Source organism: Variovorax sp. CAN15 (genome assembly GCF_030462475.1).
Lineage (GTDB): Bacteria > Pseudomonadota > Gammaproteobacteria > Burkholderiales > Burkholderiaceae_C > Variovorax.
The window spans coordinates 1-15,540 of sequence record NZ_JASMRZ010000105.1; the positions used below are offsets into that span (position 1 = coordinate 1).

Annotated in this window: 17 protein-coding genes; 13 read left to right on the forward strand and 4 right to left on the reverse strand. The window is 69.6% G+C overall.

Translation table 11 applies throughout. The features are described 5' to 3' along the window. The first annotated feature begins 333 nt into the window (after nt 1–333). The 3 genes from QMO14_RS30535 (at nt 334) to QMO14_RS30545 (ending at nt 1,957) form a co-directional block, all read left to right on the forward strand. A complete protein-coding gene (locus QMO14_RS30535) occupies nt 334–642 on the forward strand; it encodes a hypothetical protein (protein ID WP_301511792.1) in 309 nt (102 codons plus the stop codon). Nucleotides 643–722: 80 nt separating this feature from the next. Further along, nucleotides 723–1,313 (forward strand): sigma-70 family RNA polymerase sigma factor, encoded by a 591-nt coding sequence (locus QMO14_RS30540; protein WP_301511793.1) that lies wholly within the window; start codon nt 723–725, stop codon nt 1,311–1,313. Continuing rightward, nucleotides 1,310–1,957, forward strand: coding sequence for a DUF1109 domain-containing protein (locus QMO14_RS30545; RefSeq protein WP_301511794.1), 648 nt, complete (start codon nt 1,310–1,312; stop codon nt 1,955–1,957). Before QMO14_RS30540 ends, QMO14_RS30545 begins: the two co-directional genes overlap by 4 nt. Nucleotides 1,958–1,991: 34 nt before the next feature. Here the strand turns inward: QMO14_RS30545 and QMO14_RS30550 are convergent, their stop codons facing one another. After that, the gene (locus QMO14_RS30550; protein ID WP_301511795.1) at nt 1,992–3,509 is read right to left on the reverse strand and encodes a helicase HerA-like domain-containing protein; all 1,518 of its coding nucleotides are present in this window, start codon (nt 3,507–3,509) and stop codon (nt 1,992–1,994) included. Nucleotides 3,510–3,609: 100 nt separating this feature from the next. On the opposite strand from QMO14_RS30550, the gene QMO14_RS30555 reads away from it, so the two are divergent. The 10 genes from QMO14_RS30555 to fabG are packed head-to-tail and all read left to right on the forward strand — an operon-like array spanning nt 3,610 to nt 13,145. Beyond that, nucleotides 3,610–3,921, forward strand: a complete 312-nt coding sequence (locus QMO14_RS30555) for a phosphopantetheine-binding protein (protein ID WP_093194980.1) — start codon at nt 3,610–3,612, stop codon at nt 3,919–3,921. Nucleotides 3,922–3,925: 4 nt separating this feature from the next. Further along, nucleotides 3,926–4,570 (forward strand): hypothetical protein, encoded by a 645-nt coding sequence (locus QMO14_RS30560; protein WP_301511796.1) that lies wholly within the window; start codon nt 3,926–3,928, stop codon nt 4,568–4,570. Nucleotides 4,571–4,586: 16 nt separating this feature from the next. Next, complete coding sequence (locus QMO14_RS30565; protein WP_301511797.1) at nt 4,587–6,299, forward strand: AMP-binding protein; 1,713 nt, start codon at nt 4,587–4,589, stop codon at nt 6,297–6,299. Beyond that, nucleotides 6,299–7,312 (forward strand): acyl-CoA synthetase, encoded by a 1,014-nt coding sequence (locus QMO14_RS30570; RefSeq protein WP_301511799.1) that lies wholly within the window; start codon nt 6,299–6,301, stop codon nt 7,310–7,312. The genes QMO14_RS30565 and QMO14_RS30570 overlap by 1 nt, the downstream gene beginning before the upstream one ends. Then, the gene (locus tag QMO14_RS30575) at nt 7,284–7,916 is read left to right on the forward strand and encodes a LolA-related protein (RefSeq protein ID WP_301511800.1); all 633 of its coding nucleotides are present in this window, start codon (nt 7,284–7,286) and stop codon (nt 7,914–7,916) included. Before QMO14_RS30570 ends, QMO14_RS30575 begins: the two co-directional genes overlap by 29 nt. Beyond that, nucleotides 7,913–10,321, forward strand: coding sequence for an MMPL family transporter (locus QMO14_RS30580; protein WP_301511801.1), 2,409 nt, complete (start codon nt 7,913–7,915; stop codon nt 10,319–10,321). The genes QMO14_RS30575 and QMO14_RS30580 overlap by 4 nt, the downstream gene beginning before the upstream one ends. Nucleotides 10,322–10,338: 17 nt before the next feature. Further along, nucleotides 10,339–11,163: a polysaccharide deacetylase family protein gene (locus QMO14_RS30585; RefSeq protein ID WP_301511803.1), complete on the forward strand. Its 825-nt coding sequence runs from the start codon at nt 10,339–10,341 to the stop codon at nt 11,161–11,163. Continuing rightward, a complete protein-coding gene (locus QMO14_RS30590) occupies nt 11,160–11,930 on the forward strand; it encodes a class I SAM-dependent methyltransferase (protein WP_301511804.1) in 771 nt (256 codons plus the stop codon). Before QMO14_RS30585 ends, QMO14_RS30590 begins: the two co-directional genes overlap by 4 nt. Further along, nucleotides 11,927–12,388 (forward strand): hydroxymyristoyl-ACP dehydratase, encoded by a 462-nt coding sequence (locus QMO14_RS30595; RefSeq protein WP_301511805.1) that lies wholly within the window; start codon nt 11,927–11,929, stop codon nt 12,386–12,388. Before QMO14_RS30590 ends, QMO14_RS30595 begins: the two co-directional genes overlap by 4 nt. A 25-nt stretch (nt 12,389–12,413) precedes the next feature. Then, nucleotides 12,414–13,145 carry a 3-oxoacyl-ACP reductase FabG gene (fabG, locus tag QMO14_RS30600; RefSeq protein ID WP_301511806.1) on the forward strand — a complete coding sequence of 244 codons (732 nt, stop codon included), beginning with the start codon at nt 12,414–12,416 and terminating at the stop codon, nt 13,143–13,145. Between the two features lie 27 nt (nt 13,146–13,172). On the opposite strand, the gene QMO14_RS30605 is transcribed toward fabG, so the two are convergent. The 3 genes from QMO14_RS30605 to QMO14_RS30615 all read right to left on the reverse strand — a co-directional run. Then, nucleotides 13,173–13,883, reverse strand: coding sequence for a DUF4339 domain-containing protein (locus QMO14_RS30605; RefSeq protein WP_301511807.1), 711 nt, complete (start codon nt 13,881–13,883; stop codon nt 13,173–13,175). 86 nt (nt 13,884–13,969) lie between these two features. Then, complete coding sequence (locus QMO14_RS30610) at nt 13,970–14,662, reverse strand: mobilization protein (RefSeq protein ID WP_126020235.1); 693 nt, start codon at nt 14,660–14,662, stop codon at nt 13,970–13,972. A 57-nt stretch (nt 14,663–14,719) separates the two neighbouring features. Further along, nucleotides 14,720–15,540, reverse strand: an 821-nt coding sequence (locus QMO14_RS30615) for a type II toxin-antitoxin system HipA family toxin (protein WP_301511810.1), incomplete at its 5' end; no start/stop codon positions are given.

Sequence of the window (15,540 nt, forward strand, 5' to 3'; positions counted from 1 at the left end):
ACCGGTCCGCGCTCGGTCGCCGTGGCGGCGCCCCAGCGGATGGGCAGCGCGCCGAAGCCGCCGGCGTGCGAGGTCAGCCGGATGTGGCCGGTCGACGTCGAGGGGTGCAGCGGGGGGAGGGGCGTGGCGCCCATGGCGCCGCCGGGGATGGAAGGGATCGTTGTGCTGTCAGCAGACATTGGTAGCCCTCAAAAAATGCAATGTACCGATCACTCGTGCGGCTTGCAAGCAACGGGCCAAGGGTCGAGCCCGCGTCCTGCGGGCATGGCCGTGCCGATGGGGAACAATGCGCGGGGACGGCCGGATGGACCGGACGCGATGGAGGAAAGAACGATGCGTGTGCTTCCCTGTGTATTTCTTGCCCTGGGCCTGCTCGGCCTGAGCGCCTGCGACAAGGCCAAGGAAGGTTTCGCCGGAGGCTTCGATGCCGCCTTCAAGACCAGCTTCAGGGAAAGCTTCATCGGCAGCTGCGTCAAGAGCGCCGGGGAGCGCGGGAACAAGTCGGAAGAAGACCTGAAGAAGCTGTGCACCTGCGCGGCCGACGGCGTCATGAAGGACGCCTCCGTGGCCGACTTGCAGGATGTGGAGAAGATCAGGAGCAGGAGCGGCCCGATCATCCAGCAGTGCCTGAAGCAGCTTTGAGGCCGCCAGGCAAGCACGGGGAGCCCGTCCCGGCACAATCCGCCGGAACTATTTCGACAAGGCTGTAACCAGCCAGCCCGATGGAACGAAACACCGTAGGCAGCAGGAAGAACCCGGGCGACGTGGAAGCGGCGCTGCGCGGCCTGTTCCTCCGTGGCCTCGACGGCGACGCGAAGGCCTACCGCGACTTCCTGCAGCAGCTCAGCGCGCACCTGCGCGCCTTTCTGGGCAAGCGCCTCTTTGGCTGGCCCGATGAAGTGGAAGACCTCGTCCAGGAATGCCTGCTCGCCATGCACAACCAGCGCCACACCTACCAGAGCGACCAGCCGCTGACGGCCTGGGTGCATGCCATCGCGCGCTACAAGATGATCGACCTGCTGCGCGCCAAGTCGGTCCGCGAAGACCTGCATGACCCGCTGGACGACGACCTGGCCGTGTTCGCCGAATCGGCCGAGGAGGCCAGCGACGCGAAGCGCGACCTGGGTGGCCTGCTCGAGACGCTGCCCGAGCGGCAGCGCCTGCCCATCGTGCACGTCAAGATCGAGGGCCGCTCGGTGGCCGAGACCGCGAGCCTGACCGGCATGTCCGAGTCAGCCGTGAAGGTCGGCATCCACCGGGGGCTGAAGGCGCTGGCCGCCCGTTTCGGCAACGGCTGGGGAGCTGCGGCATGAAGACCGACGACCTCGTCTCGATGCTGGCCAACGGCGAGGTGGCCGTGCCGCGTGGCCGACGTCGCGCCAGCTCGCGCATCTGGCTGGCGGTGCTGCTGGGGCTGCCGTTCTCGTTCGCGATCCTGTTCGCCGGCTACGGCGTGCGGCACGACATCGTGCAGGCCATGTTCTGGCCGATGTTCTGGGTCAAGGTGCTGTTTCCGCTGTGCATTGCGGCGGCCGGCTTCGTGGCCGCCGAACGGCTCGCGCGGCCGGGCGTCAAGCCCCGTCATACCTTGATGGGGGCGGTGCTGTCGGTGATCGGGGTGTGGATGCTGGCGGTGATCGCCTGGTTCACCATGCCCGCCGACGAGCGCTTGCCCGCGCTGATGGGCCAGTCGTGGCGCATCTGCGCGGGGAGCATCGGGCTGATGGCGCTGCCGGTGTTCGCCGCAGCGCTGGTGGTGCTCAAGGGCATGGCGCCCACGCGGCCCGCGCTGGCGGGTGCGGCAGCCGGCGCGCTGGCAGGTGGCGTGGGGGCTTCGGTCTATGCGCTGCACTGCATGGAGCTGACTGCGCCGTTCCTCGCCGTCTGGTACGTGAGCGGGATCGCGGCGCCCGTGCTGGTCGGGGCGCTGCTGGGGCCGCGCCTGCTGCGCTGGTAGCCGGCCGGCCCGCTTCCGGGTCTGCTTCCGGCCCTCAGCGCTTCTTGCTGCCGAAGATCCCGCCCAGCACGCCGCGCAGGATCTCCTTGCCCACCGAGGTGCCCATGGTGCGCACCGCCGACTTGGCCATGGTCTGCACCAGCCCGTCGTGCTTGGCGCCGCGCGGGCCGGTGGTGCCGAAGAGCATGTCGTTGAGCATGCCGCCCATGCCGCTGCCCGAGGATTCGGCCGTGCCCTTGGCACCGGGCACCGCGGCGGCAGGAGCGTCGGGCGCGCTTTCGGCGCGGCCCTTGAGCTTTTCGTAGGCCGATTCGCGGTCCACCGACTTCTCGTAGATGCCAGCGACCAGCGAGCCGTCGATCAGCGCCTTGCGCTGCTCGGGCGTGATGGCGCCGAGCTGGCTGGCCGGCGGCAGCACGAACACGCGCTCGGTCACGCTGGGGCGGCCCTTTTCGTCGAGCAGGCTCACCAGCGCCTCGCCGACCGCGAGTTCGGTGATGGCGGTCTCGATGTCCAGCCCCGGCTTCTGCCGCATGGTGCTGGCGGCAGCCTTCACGGCCTTCTGGTCGCGCGGGGTGAAGGCGCGCAGCGCATGCTGCACCCGGTTGCCGAGCTGGGCGAGCACCGTGTCGGGAATGTCCAGCGGGTTCTGGGTGACGAAATACACGCCGACGCCCTTGGAGCGCACCAGCCGCACCACGAGTTCGATGCGTTCCACCAGCGCCTTGGGCGCCTCGTTGAAAAGCAGGTGGGCCTCGTCGAAGAAGAAGGCCAGCTTGGGCTGCTCCGGGTCGCCGACTTCGGGCAGCTGCTCGAACAGCTCCGACAGCATCCACAGCAGGAAGGTGGCGTACAGGCGCGGCGAATTCATGAGCTTGTCGGCCGCGAGGATGTTGACCACGCCCTTGCCGCCCACGGTCTGCATGAAGTCGGCGATGTTGAGCATCGGCTCGCCGAAGAACTTCTCGCCGCCCTGGGTTTCGATCTGCAGCAGCCCGCGCTGGATGGCGCCCACGCTGGCGGCGCTGATGTTGCCGTACTGGGTGGTGAACTGGCTTGCGTTCTCGCCCACGTACTGCAGCATGGCGCGCAGGTCCTTCAGGTCGAGCAGCAGCAGTCCGTTGTCGTCGGCGATCTTGAACACCAGGTTCAGCACGCCAGCCTGGGTTTCGTTCACGTCGAGCATGCGGCCCAGCAGCAGCGGGCCCATGTCGGAGATGGTGGCGCGCACCGGGTGGCCCTGTTCGCCGAACACGTCCCACAGCGTGACGGGGCAGGCCGAGGGCTCGGGCGCGTCGATGCCGCGTTCCTTCAGCGTGGCGGCCAGCTTGCCGCCGATGCTGCCCTTCTGGCTGATGCCGGTCAGGTCGCCCTTGACGTCGGCCATGAACACCGGCACGCCGATCGAAGAGAGCTTCTGCGCGATGGTCTGCAGCGTGACAGTCTTGCCAGTGCCTGTGGCGCCGGTGATGAGGCCGTGGCGGTTCGCCAGGCCGGGGAGGAGGTTGCACTCGATGGTGTCGTGCCGTGCGATCAGAAGAGGGTCGGCCATGGGGCGCTCCGTCGTATGGGAAGCGGGCAGTCTAATCAACCATCACTCCTATAATCCACGGCCCGCACGGTGGTTCAGGAAAAAGTTTCAGGAGGTTTTTTTGTCATCGACTGCCCAGCCCCCCATTCCCGCCAACGGCGATGCCTCCGAACAGTCGCCGATCGAAAAAGAGCTGGCGGTGCTGCTCGTGAACGCGCTCAATCTCGAAGTGGCTCCCGAGGACATCGTGCCGACCGAACCGCTGTACGGCGAAGGTCTGGGTCTCGACTCCATCGACATCCTCGAAGTCGCGCTCGAAGTCTCGCGCCGCTACGGCTTCCAGCTGCGTTCGGACGACGAACGCAACCAGCAGATCTTCCAGTCGCTGCGTACGCTCGCGGCTCACGTCGCGCAGCACCGCGTAGCCACCTGATCCCATGTCCCGATGGCGAATAGCGCTCCTGCTGGTGGTGGGTGTCGCATATGCCGGCCTCTCCCACTGGATGACGCTGTTCCACGCGAACCAGCCGTGGGCGGTGGTCGTGCTGCTGGGGCCGCTCTGGCTTGCCGCCATGGGCCTGGCCGGCAGCTGGTTCGGGCGCTGGGGCGTCGCCATTGCGGCGGCGGCCGGCATCGGAGGCTTCTCGCTCGTCTTCCTGGGTGAGGCGGGCGACCCCAACCGGCTGTACGTGATGCAGCACGTGGCCATCAATGGCGCGCTGTGCGGCTGGTTCGGCTCAACGCTGCGCGGCAAGGGCCTGCCGCTGATCACGCAGTTCGCGCAGCGCGTGCATCCGCTGCGCGGCCACATGCTGTCCTACACCACGCAGCTCACACGCATCTGGACCGGCTTCTTCGCGGTGATGGTGATGGCCTCGATCATCATCTACCTGACGCGGCCGTTCTCCGACTGGTCGCTGTTCGCCAACGTGCTGTCGCCGGTGATGGTGACGCTGCTTTTCGTGGGCGAACACCTGGTGCGCTACCGGCTGCATCCCGAATTCGAACGCACGCGCCTCGTGGACGCGGTGCGCGCGTTCTACGGCACGTCGACGGTTGACACCAGCCCCGGCGGCCAATGACACAGGCCCCGCCCGCGTGACGACAGACGACACCCGCCTCCTGCCACTGCTCGCCGACCGCGACCCCGACGCCCCCCTCGCATGGCGCGCCGGCGTGCCAGTGAGCGCGCGCCAGTTCCTTGCCGACGTCGCCCGGCTCGCGCCCACGCTCCCGGCAGAGGGCGCCGCCGTCAATCTCTGTGGCGACCGCTATGCCTTCGCGGTGAGCCTCGGCGCGGCGCTCGTGCGCGGCCGCGCGAGCATGCTGCCGCCCGATGCGCGCCCCGACACGATCTCGCGGCTGCTCGAATCCAGCGGCTCGCCCCTTTTCGCGCACACCGACGCCTCGCATATCCAGACGCCGGGCATCCAGCGGCTGTTGCTCGAGGGGCTTGCTGGTCCCGCAGGAGATGGAGCATTCGACGTGCCGCGTATCGACGCGGACATGCACGCCGCCAGCCTGCTGACCTCGGGCTCCACCGGCGTGCCCCAGCCCCACGCCAAGACCTGGCGCACGCTGGTGGGCGACGTGGCCGTGGCCGTCGAGCGCCTGTGCCGGGTGCTGGAGCGTCCGACGCTCGAGGGCCTGACCCTTGTCGCGACGGTGCCGGTGCAGCACAGCTACGGGCTGGAGTCGTCGGTTCTGCTGGCGATGCTGGGCGGTGCGGCCTTCGAAAGCGGCCGGCCGTTCTTCCCGGCGGACGTCGCGAAGACGCTGGCCTCGGTGCCGCGCCCGCGCGCGCTGGTGACCACGCCGTTCCACCTCAAGACGCTGCTGCTCTCGGGCATCGAGCTGCCGCCGGTCGACCTGATCCTGTCGGCCACCGCGCCGCTTTCGCCGCAGCTCGCGCAGCAGGCCGAGCAGGCGATGGGCGGCGTGCTGCTCGAGATCTACGGCAGCACCGAGTCGGGCCAGGTCGCCACGCGCCGCACCACCGACAGCGAGATCTGGGAAACCTTCGGAGAGATCCGCGTGCACGCCGAGCCCTCGGCCGACGGCGGCCCCGAGCGCTTCATCTTCAGCGGCGACTTCATGCCCGAGCCCACGCCCATGGCCGACGTGCTCGAACTGCTGGACGAGCGCCGCTTCCGCCTCTTCGGCCGCGCCAACGACCTGATCCACGTGGCGGGCCGGCGCAGTTCGCTGGCGCACCTGAACTTCCACCTCAACAGCATTCCCGGCGTGGACGACGGCGCCTTCTGGCTGCCCGACGAGGTGGCGGACGGCGTGGTGCGGCCGGTGGCCTTCGTGGTCGCGCCCACGCTGTCGGCGGGCGAGATCATCGCCGCGCTGCGCCAGCGGCTGGAGGCGGTGTTCGTGCCGCGCCGCGTGGTGCAGGTGAAGTCCTTCCCGCGCGAGGGCACGGGCAAGCTCACCGTGCGGGCGCTGCGCGAGTTCGCGCTGGCGCAACTGGCCGAAGACGACACGCCGGTGCAGATGGCCCATGCGGTGCCGGCCGATCACCCCGTGTTCGCCGGCCATTTCCCGGGCCAGCCGCTGCTGCCGGGGGCGCTGGTGCTGGCCGAGGTGATGGAAGCCATCCGCCGCGTGCCGGCGCTGGTGGCGCGGCTGGGCGAGCATCCCACGCTGGCGGCCGCCAAGTTCCTCTCTCCCGTGCGGCCGGGGGCCGTGCTTTCCATCGAGCTGAACCCGGAGGCCGGTGCCTCCCGCGGCGTGCGATTCGACGTTCGCTGCGACGGCGTGGTGGCTGTCACCGGCCGCTGGACGGGCGTGCAAGAGTCGGCGTGATGAAGCACACCGAAGTGGAGACGCGCGCCGTGAACGAAGCGGACCGCACCGCGCAGGCCGCACCGAAGGGCGAGAGCGGTGCCTGGGCGCATGCGCCCGAGCGCAGCAACATGCTCGCGCTGCGCTTCATCGTGATGATGGCGCTGGTGTTCGGGCGGCACGTCACGAGGCTGCTGCTGCCGCCGATCGCCCTGTATTTCCTGCTGTTCGCGCCGATGCAGCGACGGCACATCAAGCGCTACCTGTTCCGGGCCATTGGCCCGAAGGCGGGCTGGATCGACGGCTTCCGGCTGCTGCATGCCTTCGCCTCGACCGTGCTCGACCGCGTCTACTTCCTGCGCGGGCGCCTGGACCTGTTCAAGGTGAAGATCGAAGGCAACGAGCCGCTCGACGTCGAGCTGGCGAACGGGCGGGGCGCTTTCCTGCTCGGTGCCCACGTCGGCAGCTTCGAGGCGCTGGGCGCCTGCAAGCAGCAGACGCACCAGCGCCACATGCGCCTCGCGATGCTGATGTACCCGGACAACGCGCAGCGCATCACGGGCATCCTCAACGCCATCGCGGTGCCTGAAATGCGCCCGCACGTCATTGCGCTGGGCCGCCCGCACTCGATGCTGGAACTGCGCGACTGGCTCGACGGCGGTGGCATGGGCGGCATGCTGGCCGACCGGACGCTGCCCGGGAGCGAAGACCAGCCCGCGCACCAGCGCGGCAACAACATCGTGCTGCCGTTCCTCGGGCAGCCCGCCGTCTTCAACGACGGCCCCTTCCGCCTGGCCGCGCTGCTGCGCCGCAAGGTGTTCTTCATGGCGGGTCTCTACGGCGGTGGCGCGCGCTACGATGTCCGGTTCGACCCGCTGGCCGACTTCGGCGAGCGTGCCGCGAGCCCCGCGGAGCGCGAGCAGCGCATCCGCGCGGCGGTCGAAGCCTACGTGGCGCGCCTGGAGGCGATGTGCCGTGCGTACCCCTACAACTGGTTCAATTTCCATGATTTCTGGCTCGAAGATGCGGCTTGACCGGCTTTGCAGGGCATTCGTGCTCGCGCTGGCCTTCTGCGCCGCGCCAGCCTGGGCGGCGTTCGACCTGCCCGAGCTGATGACGCTGCTGGCCAAGCAGAAGAGCGGGGAGGCCCGTTTCACCGAGCAGCGCTTCGTGCACGGCCTCGAAGGCCCGCTGGACGCCAGCGGCACGCTGAGCTTCGACGCGCCCGACAAGCTGGTGCGCCGCACGCTGTCGCCGCGCGTCGAGACCATGGCGGTCGAGGGCAACACGCTCACGCTCTCGCGCGGCGGGCGCAACCGCACGCTGGCGCTCGACAGCATGCCCGAGCTGCTCGGCCTGGTCGAAGCCATGCGCGGCACGCTCACCGGCGACGGCGCCACGCTGCAGCGCTACTTCCGCAGCACCGTGTCGGGTTCCGCCGCCAAGTGGACGCTCGACCTCGCGCCGCTGGACAGCCGCCTCGCCGCGCAGGTGCGCAGCATGCGCATCAGCGGCCGCGCGGGCGACGTGCTGGGGCTGGAGATGGAATTCGTCGGCGGCGACCGCTCGGTCATGAACATCACGCCGGGCGCTGCCGCGGCCGTGCCGGCCGGCGCTGCGGGACGCGCCACGCCGTGACGGAACCGCGGCAGGCGGGGGCGCCGCCGGGCTGGCGGCGCAGGGCGGGCGTGCTGCTGGCATGGCTGCTGGTGCTGCTGTGCGGCGCGGTGGTCATCGCGCGCACGCAGATCGGCGCGGACCTCTCGGCCTTCCTGCCCAAGAGCCCCGACCTGCGTCAGCGCGTGCTCATCGAGCAGTTGCAAAGCGGCGTCGCCTCGCGCACGCTGATGCTGGGCCTCGAGGGTGGCAGCGTGGCGCAGCGGGCCGCGGTGTCGCGCGCGGTCGCGAAGGAAATGCGCGAGAGCAAGCTCTTCGAGCTGGTGCAGAACGGCGACGTCAGCGACTGGAGCGACAGCGGGACCTGGGTGTTCGACCACCGGTATCAGCTTTCGCCGGGCGTGAATCCGGGGCAGTTCACCCCCGCGGGCTTGCGCGATGCCATCACCGATACCTTGTCGATGCTGGGTACGCCGGCCGGCAACGTGATCAAGCCGTTGCTGGACCGTGACCCGACCGGCGAGACGCAGCGCATCGCAATGGAGCTCGTGCCCGCGAGTTCGCCGCGCAGCGAGGACGGCGTGTGGATGTCGCGCACCGGGCCGCGCGCGCTGATGATCGCCACCACGCGCGCCGCCGGCAGCGACCTCGACGCCCAGGCCGTGGCCATCGCCCGCGTGCATTCCGCCTACGAGACCGCGACGCGCGAAATGGGTGCCCAGGCGCCCAAGCTGCTGCTGAGCGGCCCGCCGGTGTTCTCGGTGATGAGCCGCGACAAGATCAAGACCGAGGCGATCCATCTCGCCGTGGTGGGCGGCATCGTCATGGGCGGGCTGCTGTTGCTGGCCTTCGCATCGCCGCGCGCGCTGGTCATCGCCTTCCTGCCGGTGGCCACCGGCGTGGTGATCGGCACCGCGAGCGTGAGCCTGGTGTTCGGCTCGGTGCACGGCCTCACGCTGGGTTTCGGCAGCACGCTGATCGGGGAGACGGTCGACTACGCCATCTACTACCTGATCCAGGCGCGCCAGGTCGGCGCGGGCGCCGTGGCCGGCACCGGCTGGCAGCGCTGGCGCGACCTGAACTGGCCCACCGTGCGGCTGGGGCTGCTGACCTCGGTGTGCGGCTTCGCGGCGCTGGTGTTCTCGGGCTTTCCGGGGCTGGCGCAGCTGGGCGTGTTCTCCATCGCCGGCCTCGTCTCGGCCGCGCTGGCCACGCGCTACGTGCTGCCTGTGCTGGCACCCGATGGCGCCACCGGCATGGGCATGCGCCGCTACATGGCGCAGTTGGCCGGCGCGCTGGTGCGCGGCCTGCCGCGCCTGCGCTGGCCGCTGGGCGTGCTGGGCGTGGCTGCGCTGGCGCTGGTGCTGTGGCAGGGCGGCCACCTGTGGCGCGCCGACCTCGGCGCCATGAGCCCGGTGCCCAAGGCCTCCCAGCAGCTCGACGAGATGCTGCGCAACGACATCGGCGCCAGCGATGGCGGCGTGTTGGTGGTTGCCTTCGGCGACGACGAACAGGCCGCGCTGCGCCACACCGAGGCTGCCGCCGCGAAGCTGGACGCGCTGGTCGACAGCGGCGAGCTGGTCGGCTACGAGACCGTCACGCGCGTGCTGCCCAGCCTGGAAGTGCAGACGGCGCGCATCGCGGGCCTGCCCGATGCCGCGACCCTGCGCGCCAACCTGGCCGAGGCCACCAGGGGCCTGCCGTTGCCGGCCTCGCGGCTCGAGCCTTTCCTGGCCGACATCGAGGCCGCGCGCAAGCTGCCGCCGGTGCAGCGCGCCGAGCTGGCCGAGGGGCCGCTGGGCCCGGTCCTGAACACGCTGATGTACCAGCGCCCCGGCGGCGGCTGGGGCACGCTGCTGGTGCTGCACCCCGGCGCGAAGTTCGACGAGGCCCGGCTCGAAGCGGCGCTGTCGGGCCTGCCCGAAGTGCAGGTGGTCGACGTGGGGCGCGAGCTTGCGAGCCTGTACCAGCGCTACCTGCATGAGGCCTTCGTGCAGGTGCTGCTCGGCGCGCTGGCGGTGGTGGTGCTGCTCGGCATCTACCTGCGCTCGTGGCGCCGGCTGCTGGCCGTGTGCCAGCCGCTGGTGTTCGCGGTGGTGCTCACGCTGGGCGGCATGGCCGTGCTGCAGGCGGCGCTGGGCATCCTGCACCTCGTGGGGCTGCTGCTGATCGTGGCGGTGGGGTCGAACTACGCGCTCTTCTTCGACCAGCTGCGCACCACAGGGCGGGCCGACGAGGACACGCTGGCCTCGCTGATGCTGGCCAACCTGACGACCGTGGTGTCCTTCGGGCTGATCGCGATTTCGGACATTCCGGCGCTGTCGTCCATCGGCCGGGTGGTCGCGCCGGGGGCGTTGCTGGCGCTGCTGCTGTCGGCGGCTTTCGCACGACGAGTGGGGCCTTCGAAGGCTTCGCGCGGCGCATGAGGGGAAAATCCGGGCCCATGTCCTCCGCTTCCGCGTCCACCAACGAATCCTGGCCCTGGCCGCCGACCATCCGCGCCAGCGCGGCATGGCACATTGCCGCCATCGGGGCGGGCGTGCTGGTGCCGGGCGCCTTGCCGTGGGCCGTCGGCGCGATCGTGCTGAACCACGCGCTGATCACCGGCGCCGGCCTCACGCCGCGCAGCAGCCTGCTGGGCCCGAACGTGACGCGGCTGCCCGAGGCGGCCGGGGCGCGGCGCGAAGTCGCCATCACCATCGACGACGGCCCGGAGCCCGAAGTCACGCCGCGCGTGCTCGACCTGCTCGACGCGCACGGCCAGCGCGCCACCTTCTTCTGCATCGCCGAGCGCGTGCTGGCGCAGCCCGCGCTGGCGCGCGAGATCGTCGCGCGCGGCCACAGCATCCAGAACCACACGGCGCGGCACCGGCACAATTTTTCGTTTCTCGGGCCGCGCGGTTTCGCCGCCGAGATCGCGCGGGCGCAGGACATCCTCACCGAGGTCACCGGCCAGCGCCCCACGTGTTTCCGCGCGCCGGCCGGCCTGCGCAACCCCTTTCTCGAACCCGTGCTGCACCGCCTCGGCCTCTCGCTCGTGAGCTGGACGCGGCGCGGCTTCGACACCCGCGAGGGCGACGCCGCCAAGGTGATGGCGCGCCTGAGCCGCAACCTGCAGGCGCGCGACATCCTGCTGCTGCATGACGGCAACGCCGCGCGCACCGCTGCCGGACAACCTGTTTTGCTGGAGGTATTGCCCTTGTTGCTCGAACGCCTGCGCGCCGACGGACTGCGCGCCGTGACCCTGCCTGAAGGGATGAAGTCATGAACGCCGCAATGTCGTCTTCACTCTCGACCGAGGCCGCCTGGCGCGAGCTGCACGAGGCCGCCACCATTCCCTACAAGAAGGGCGGCAGCTTCGCCTGGCACTTCGCGCGCGGCAAGCTGGGGCGCGATCCGGTGTTCCGTGGGCTGCTCGAGCGCGGGCTCTTCGGCGCGCAGCATCACCGCGTGGTCGACATCGGCTGCGGCCAGGGCCTGTTCGCGAGCCTGCTGGCCTCGATGAGCGCGATGCAGAAGCAGGGGCGCTGGCCTTCGTCGTGGCTCGCCACGCCGCATGGCGCCGACTACACCGGCATCGAGCTCATGCCCAAGGACGTGGCGCGGGCCGAGGCCTCCATCGGCCACCTGGAGCCGGCGCCTCGGCTGGTCTGCGCCGACATGTGCAAGGCCGACCTGCCCGACTGCGATCTCGTCGTGATACTCGACGTGCTGCACTACGTGAACCTCGAGGCGCAGGAGGGGGTGCTGCTGCGCGTGCGCGACGCGCTGCGCCGTGGCGGCAACCCTCACGCCCGGCTGCTGCTGCGCGTGGGCGATGCGTCGAGCCGCCGCGGCTTCGCCATCAGCCAGTGGGTGGACCGCACGGTCACGCGCATCCGCGGCCACAAGGTTTCGCCGACCTGGGGCCGGACACTGGCCGAGTGGACGGCGCTGCTGGATCGCCTGGGTTTCCGCGTGCGCAGCATTCCGATGAGCGAAGGCACGCCCTTCGCCAACGTGCTGCTGGTGGCCGACCTGGAGGCGGCCGCTTGACCGCGCCGCAGACGCTGGACCGCGCGGGCATCGCCCTGCGCATTCCGCACAGCGGCAGCATGTGCCTGCTGGAGCGGCTCGAAGGCTGGGACGCCGACTCCATCCGCTGCAGCACCACGACCCATTGGCAGGCCGACAACCCGCTGCGCACCGGAAGCGGCCTGCTGGCGCCGAACGCCATCGAATACGCCGCGCAGGCCATGGCCCTGCACGGCGGGCTGCTGGCCGAGGAGGGCAGCGCGCCCTCGGCCGGTTTTCTCGCGAGCGCGCGCAACGTGAAGCTGGCGGTGGCGCGGCTGGACGACGTGGCCGGCGCCCTGCATGTCGCGGCCCGGCGCCTGTCGGGCGACGACCGGCAGATCTTCTATGAATTCACGGTGAAGGCCGAGGACGGCCGCATGCTGGCCGAAGGCCGCGCCGTGGTGGTCCTGAACACGCCGCTCGTCGCGGCGGCATGAATAAACAAGAAAGCACGGCGTCGCCATGAGTCTCGAAGGAAAACGCGCACTGATCACGGGCGCGAGCGGCGCGCTCGGCGCCGCCATGGCCGAGCGCCTCGCACGCGACGGCGCCACTGTGCTGCTGCATGCCAATTCGCGGCCCGAGGCGGTCGAGCAACTGGCGGCCTCGATCACGGCCGCGGGCGGCAAGGCAGAATGCCATGTGTTCGACTTGTGCAGCGACGAGGCGGCCGCCGCGGCATGCGCGCGCATCCTCGAGGGCGGGCCGGTGCAGATCCTCGTCAACAACGCGGGCGTGCACGACGACGCCGTGCTGCCCGGCATGCGCGCCGACCAGTGGCACAAGGTGATCGACGTGTCGCTCAACGGCTTCTTCCGCGTCACGCAGCCCTTGCTGCTGCCGATGATGCGCACGCGCTGGGGGCGCATCCTGAACATCTCGTCGGTGGCCGCGATTGCAGGCAACCGGGGGCAGGTCAACTACGCCGCGGCCAAGGGCGCGCTGAACAGTGCGACCAAGGCGCTGTCGCTCGAAGTGGCCTCGCGCGGGGTTACCGTGAACGCCATCGCGCCGGGGATCATCTCGTCGCCGATGGCGGATGCGGTGTTCGACCCCGCGGTCATCAACCAGATGGTGCCGGTGAAGCGGGCCGGGACGCCGCAGGAAGTGGCTGCGCTGGCTTCGTTCCTCGCGAGCGAGGAGGCCGGCTACATCACGGGGCAGGTGATCTCGATCAACGGCGGGATGATCTGAGCGGCTGCGTCCGGAGCGTGGTGCCGGCTATTGCGGGTCGATGTGGCCGGTCTGCTTCCACCTGGCGATCCGCGTCATGTGGTGCTGCAGGTAGAGGATGCTGAAGAAGAAGGTCATGGCGCCGGACAGCCTCAGCCCGATCGGTTCGACGCTGTTGTAGTGGTCGAGCATCGAGCGCCGCATCGAGTAGTACCCGCAATAAAAGAGCACGCACGCCAGGATCTGTAGCAGCCCCCCGACCCCCTGGATGCCTTCGGAACCCGAGGCATCCATCACATTCCCGATGACCGCCAGGGCGACGTTGCCGGCCAGGTACAGGGTCGCATTGGATCGGGGATCGATATTGCGGCGCACCCACGTGGAGTGGAAGAACGGCCAGACGATGGCGAAGATGCCGAAGGTCAGTACCGTGAACAGCAGGACAAGCGCCCAGTGCAGCTTCGGTGGCAGGCTTTCCTGCGATACCGGCGACTGTTGCCCGTAGGAGGACGGCGGCGCGGCATAGCCCGGCACCGGGGGCACCTGGTGGGGCGGGAAAAGAGGCGGTGGTGCAACGGGAGGCGGCGTGGACTGCGCCGTGCGCTCGCCGAACAGTTGCAGGGCCGTCTGCCATTCGGCCATGCCTTCGCGCCAGACCATGTCTGTCGGGGCGATGTTTCCCCGGGCGTACAGCGACCTGGCTTCGCTCTCTTCATAGGGGCCGAAGGCCTGGCCGTTGCGGTTGACGTGGATGTCCAAGGTGAATCCCCCTCTTGCTGGTGTTCTGGATATCGAGTCGGATCAGGTGTGTTCGGGGCGGTCCCTCGATCCGCCGGTCGAAGCACTCAAAGAGGCAGCGTGTCGAAGGCGGCGTACGCAGTGGCCAGCCACGACTTCACCCGCTGGCGCTCCAGCAGCCCCAGCGCATGCGGCCCGTCGCGGTCGTTCACGGCCTTCCAGAAGCTGGTGTTCTGCGCGTCGATCTTGCGCATGCTCGCGTCGTGCAGGCGGGGCAGGGCGATCACGCGGGCGCCGTTCGCGGTTGCCTTCGAGAGCGACTGCGAACCCAGCAGCATCCCGAAGTCGCTGCCGCGTCCGTAGTTCTGCACCACGATGTAGTTGGGACGATTGCCGAAGGTGTCGATCAGCGTGCCGAGCAGGTCGGTGGAGTCCTTGCCGTCGTCCAGCACATGCCAGAAGTTGACGGTGACCCCGATCTCGGCGAACACGTCGAAGAGATCCGATTCCTTGATCCAGCGTGCCAGCGGCGCCAGCGTCTGCGCCGCGAGGTCGACGATCACGCTCTGCTGCGGGTTCGTCTCGAAGCCATTGACCACCGTGTCCAGGCCCTCGAAGCTGTCGACCACCACCGGCGAGGCGAAGCCTTCGTAGAAGCGGGTGAACGAGCTGTGGGAGCGGTCGGTGTCGAAGCCGGTGAAGGGCCGGCTGTGATCGATGAAGTACTGGGCCAGCACCCGCGCGGTGACCGACTTGCCTACGCCGCCTTTTTCGCCGCCGATGAAGTTGATGGAGCTCATGAGTTGCTGCTGCCTCGAATGGGTTCAGGAAGAGGAGAGGGGGAGGGCCGGGCCATTCTAGGTGGCCGCCTTTTTCGATCTGCCACCTTTTGCAACGGCCTGAAGCAAGGGACGCGCCTGCAGGCGTTGCTCCAGCCGCATCTTCCATTCGGCAGGAAGCGTCGAGGCCTCGATCATCGCGGGCCACGTGTCGCGGGCCAGCCGGGCCGTCTCGGTGATCGTTCGCCGCACCAGCGGCTCGTGCATTCCGCTGGAAAAGCAGAAGGCACGCACGCTCGAGGGCGTGAACATGGCGGATCGCCTGGAGGCCGTGCCCGCTGCAGCGGGCAGCAGCGGCAGCGCATGTCCTTCGACGCCCTGCAGCGCCGCGTAGGCGACGATGTCGTAGGCCGGCGCGAAGCTCGGCGTGACGCCGTCGGCGTACAGCACGCCGAAGTTCTTCAGATGCGCATCGGGGTTGCCCAGCAGGTCGTTCACCACGAGGCGCCGCACGAGTTCGAGCACCGCCTCGTCGCCCAGAGAGGGAAACGCGCGCATCGCCAGTGCCATGTCCAGATAGCTTGCGCCGTACTTGTGCATGGGGTCGACGGCGAGCACCTGCGCGAAGTCCTCGAAGTGGATGCGGCGCGCGCCGTCCCGGTCGAATCGGGTCACCGCCAGGAACTCGGGCTCGTCGGGCAGCGCATAGCTGTGTTCGGCCGCTATCGCCGAGAGAGGGGCGAGTTCGGCATGACAGATCTCGACGCCTGCCGCGCCAGCCATCCGCAGCGACAGCATTTCGAGCTGTGGCATGTGCGGCCTGCCCGCCACGGGCAGCTTGGCGATGACCCGGGTGCTCGCACCGGCGCGTGTGCGGGCGACGTAGCGGCCACCCTGGC

Bases quoted from the DNA above. Each gene is read 5' to 3' on its own strand.
- QMO14_RS30535 (WP_301511792.1), top strand. From the start codon at position 334: ATGCGTGTGCTTCCCTGTGTATTTCTTGCCCTGGGCCTGCTCGGCCTG.
- QMO14_RS30540 (WP_301511793.1), top strand. From the start codon at position 723: ATGGAACGAAACACCGTAGGCAGCAGGAAGAACCCGGGCGACGTGGAA.
- QMO14_RS30545 (WP_301511794.1), top strand. From the start codon at position 1,310: ATGAAGACCGACGACCTCGTCTCGATGCTGGCCAACGGCGAGGTGGCC.
- QMO14_RS30550 (WP_301511795.1), bottom strand. From the start codon at position 3,509: ATGGCCGACCCTCTTCTGATCGCACGGCACGACACCATCGAGTGCAAC.
- QMO14_RS30560 (WP_301511796.1), top strand. From the start codon at position 3,926: ATGTCCCGATGGCGAATAGCGCTCCTGCTGGTGGTGGGTGTCGCATAT.
- QMO14_RS30570 (WP_301511799.1), top strand. From the start codon at position 6,299: ATGAAGCACACCGAAGTGGAGACGCGCGCCGTGAACGAAGCGGACCGC.
- QMO14_RS30575 (WP_301511800.1), top strand. From the start codon at position 7,284: ATGATTTCTGGCTCGAAGATGCGGCTTGACCGGCTTTGCAGGGCATTC.
- QMO14_RS30585 (WP_301511803.1), top strand. From the start codon at position 10,339: ATGTCCTCCGCTTCCGCGTCCACCAACGAATCCTGGCCCTGGCCGCCG.
- QMO14_RS30590 (WP_301511804.1), top strand. From the start codon at position 11,160: ATGAACGCCGCAATGTCGTCTTCACTCTCGACCGAGGCCGCCTGGCGC.
- fabG (WP_301511806.1), top strand. From the start codon at position 12,414: ATGAGTCTCGAAGGAAAACGCGCACTGATCACGGGCGCGAGCGGCGCG.
- QMO14_RS30610 (WP_126020235.1), bottom strand. From the start codon at position 14,662: ATGAGCTCCATCAACTTCATCGGCGGCGAAAAAGGCGGCGTAGGCAAG.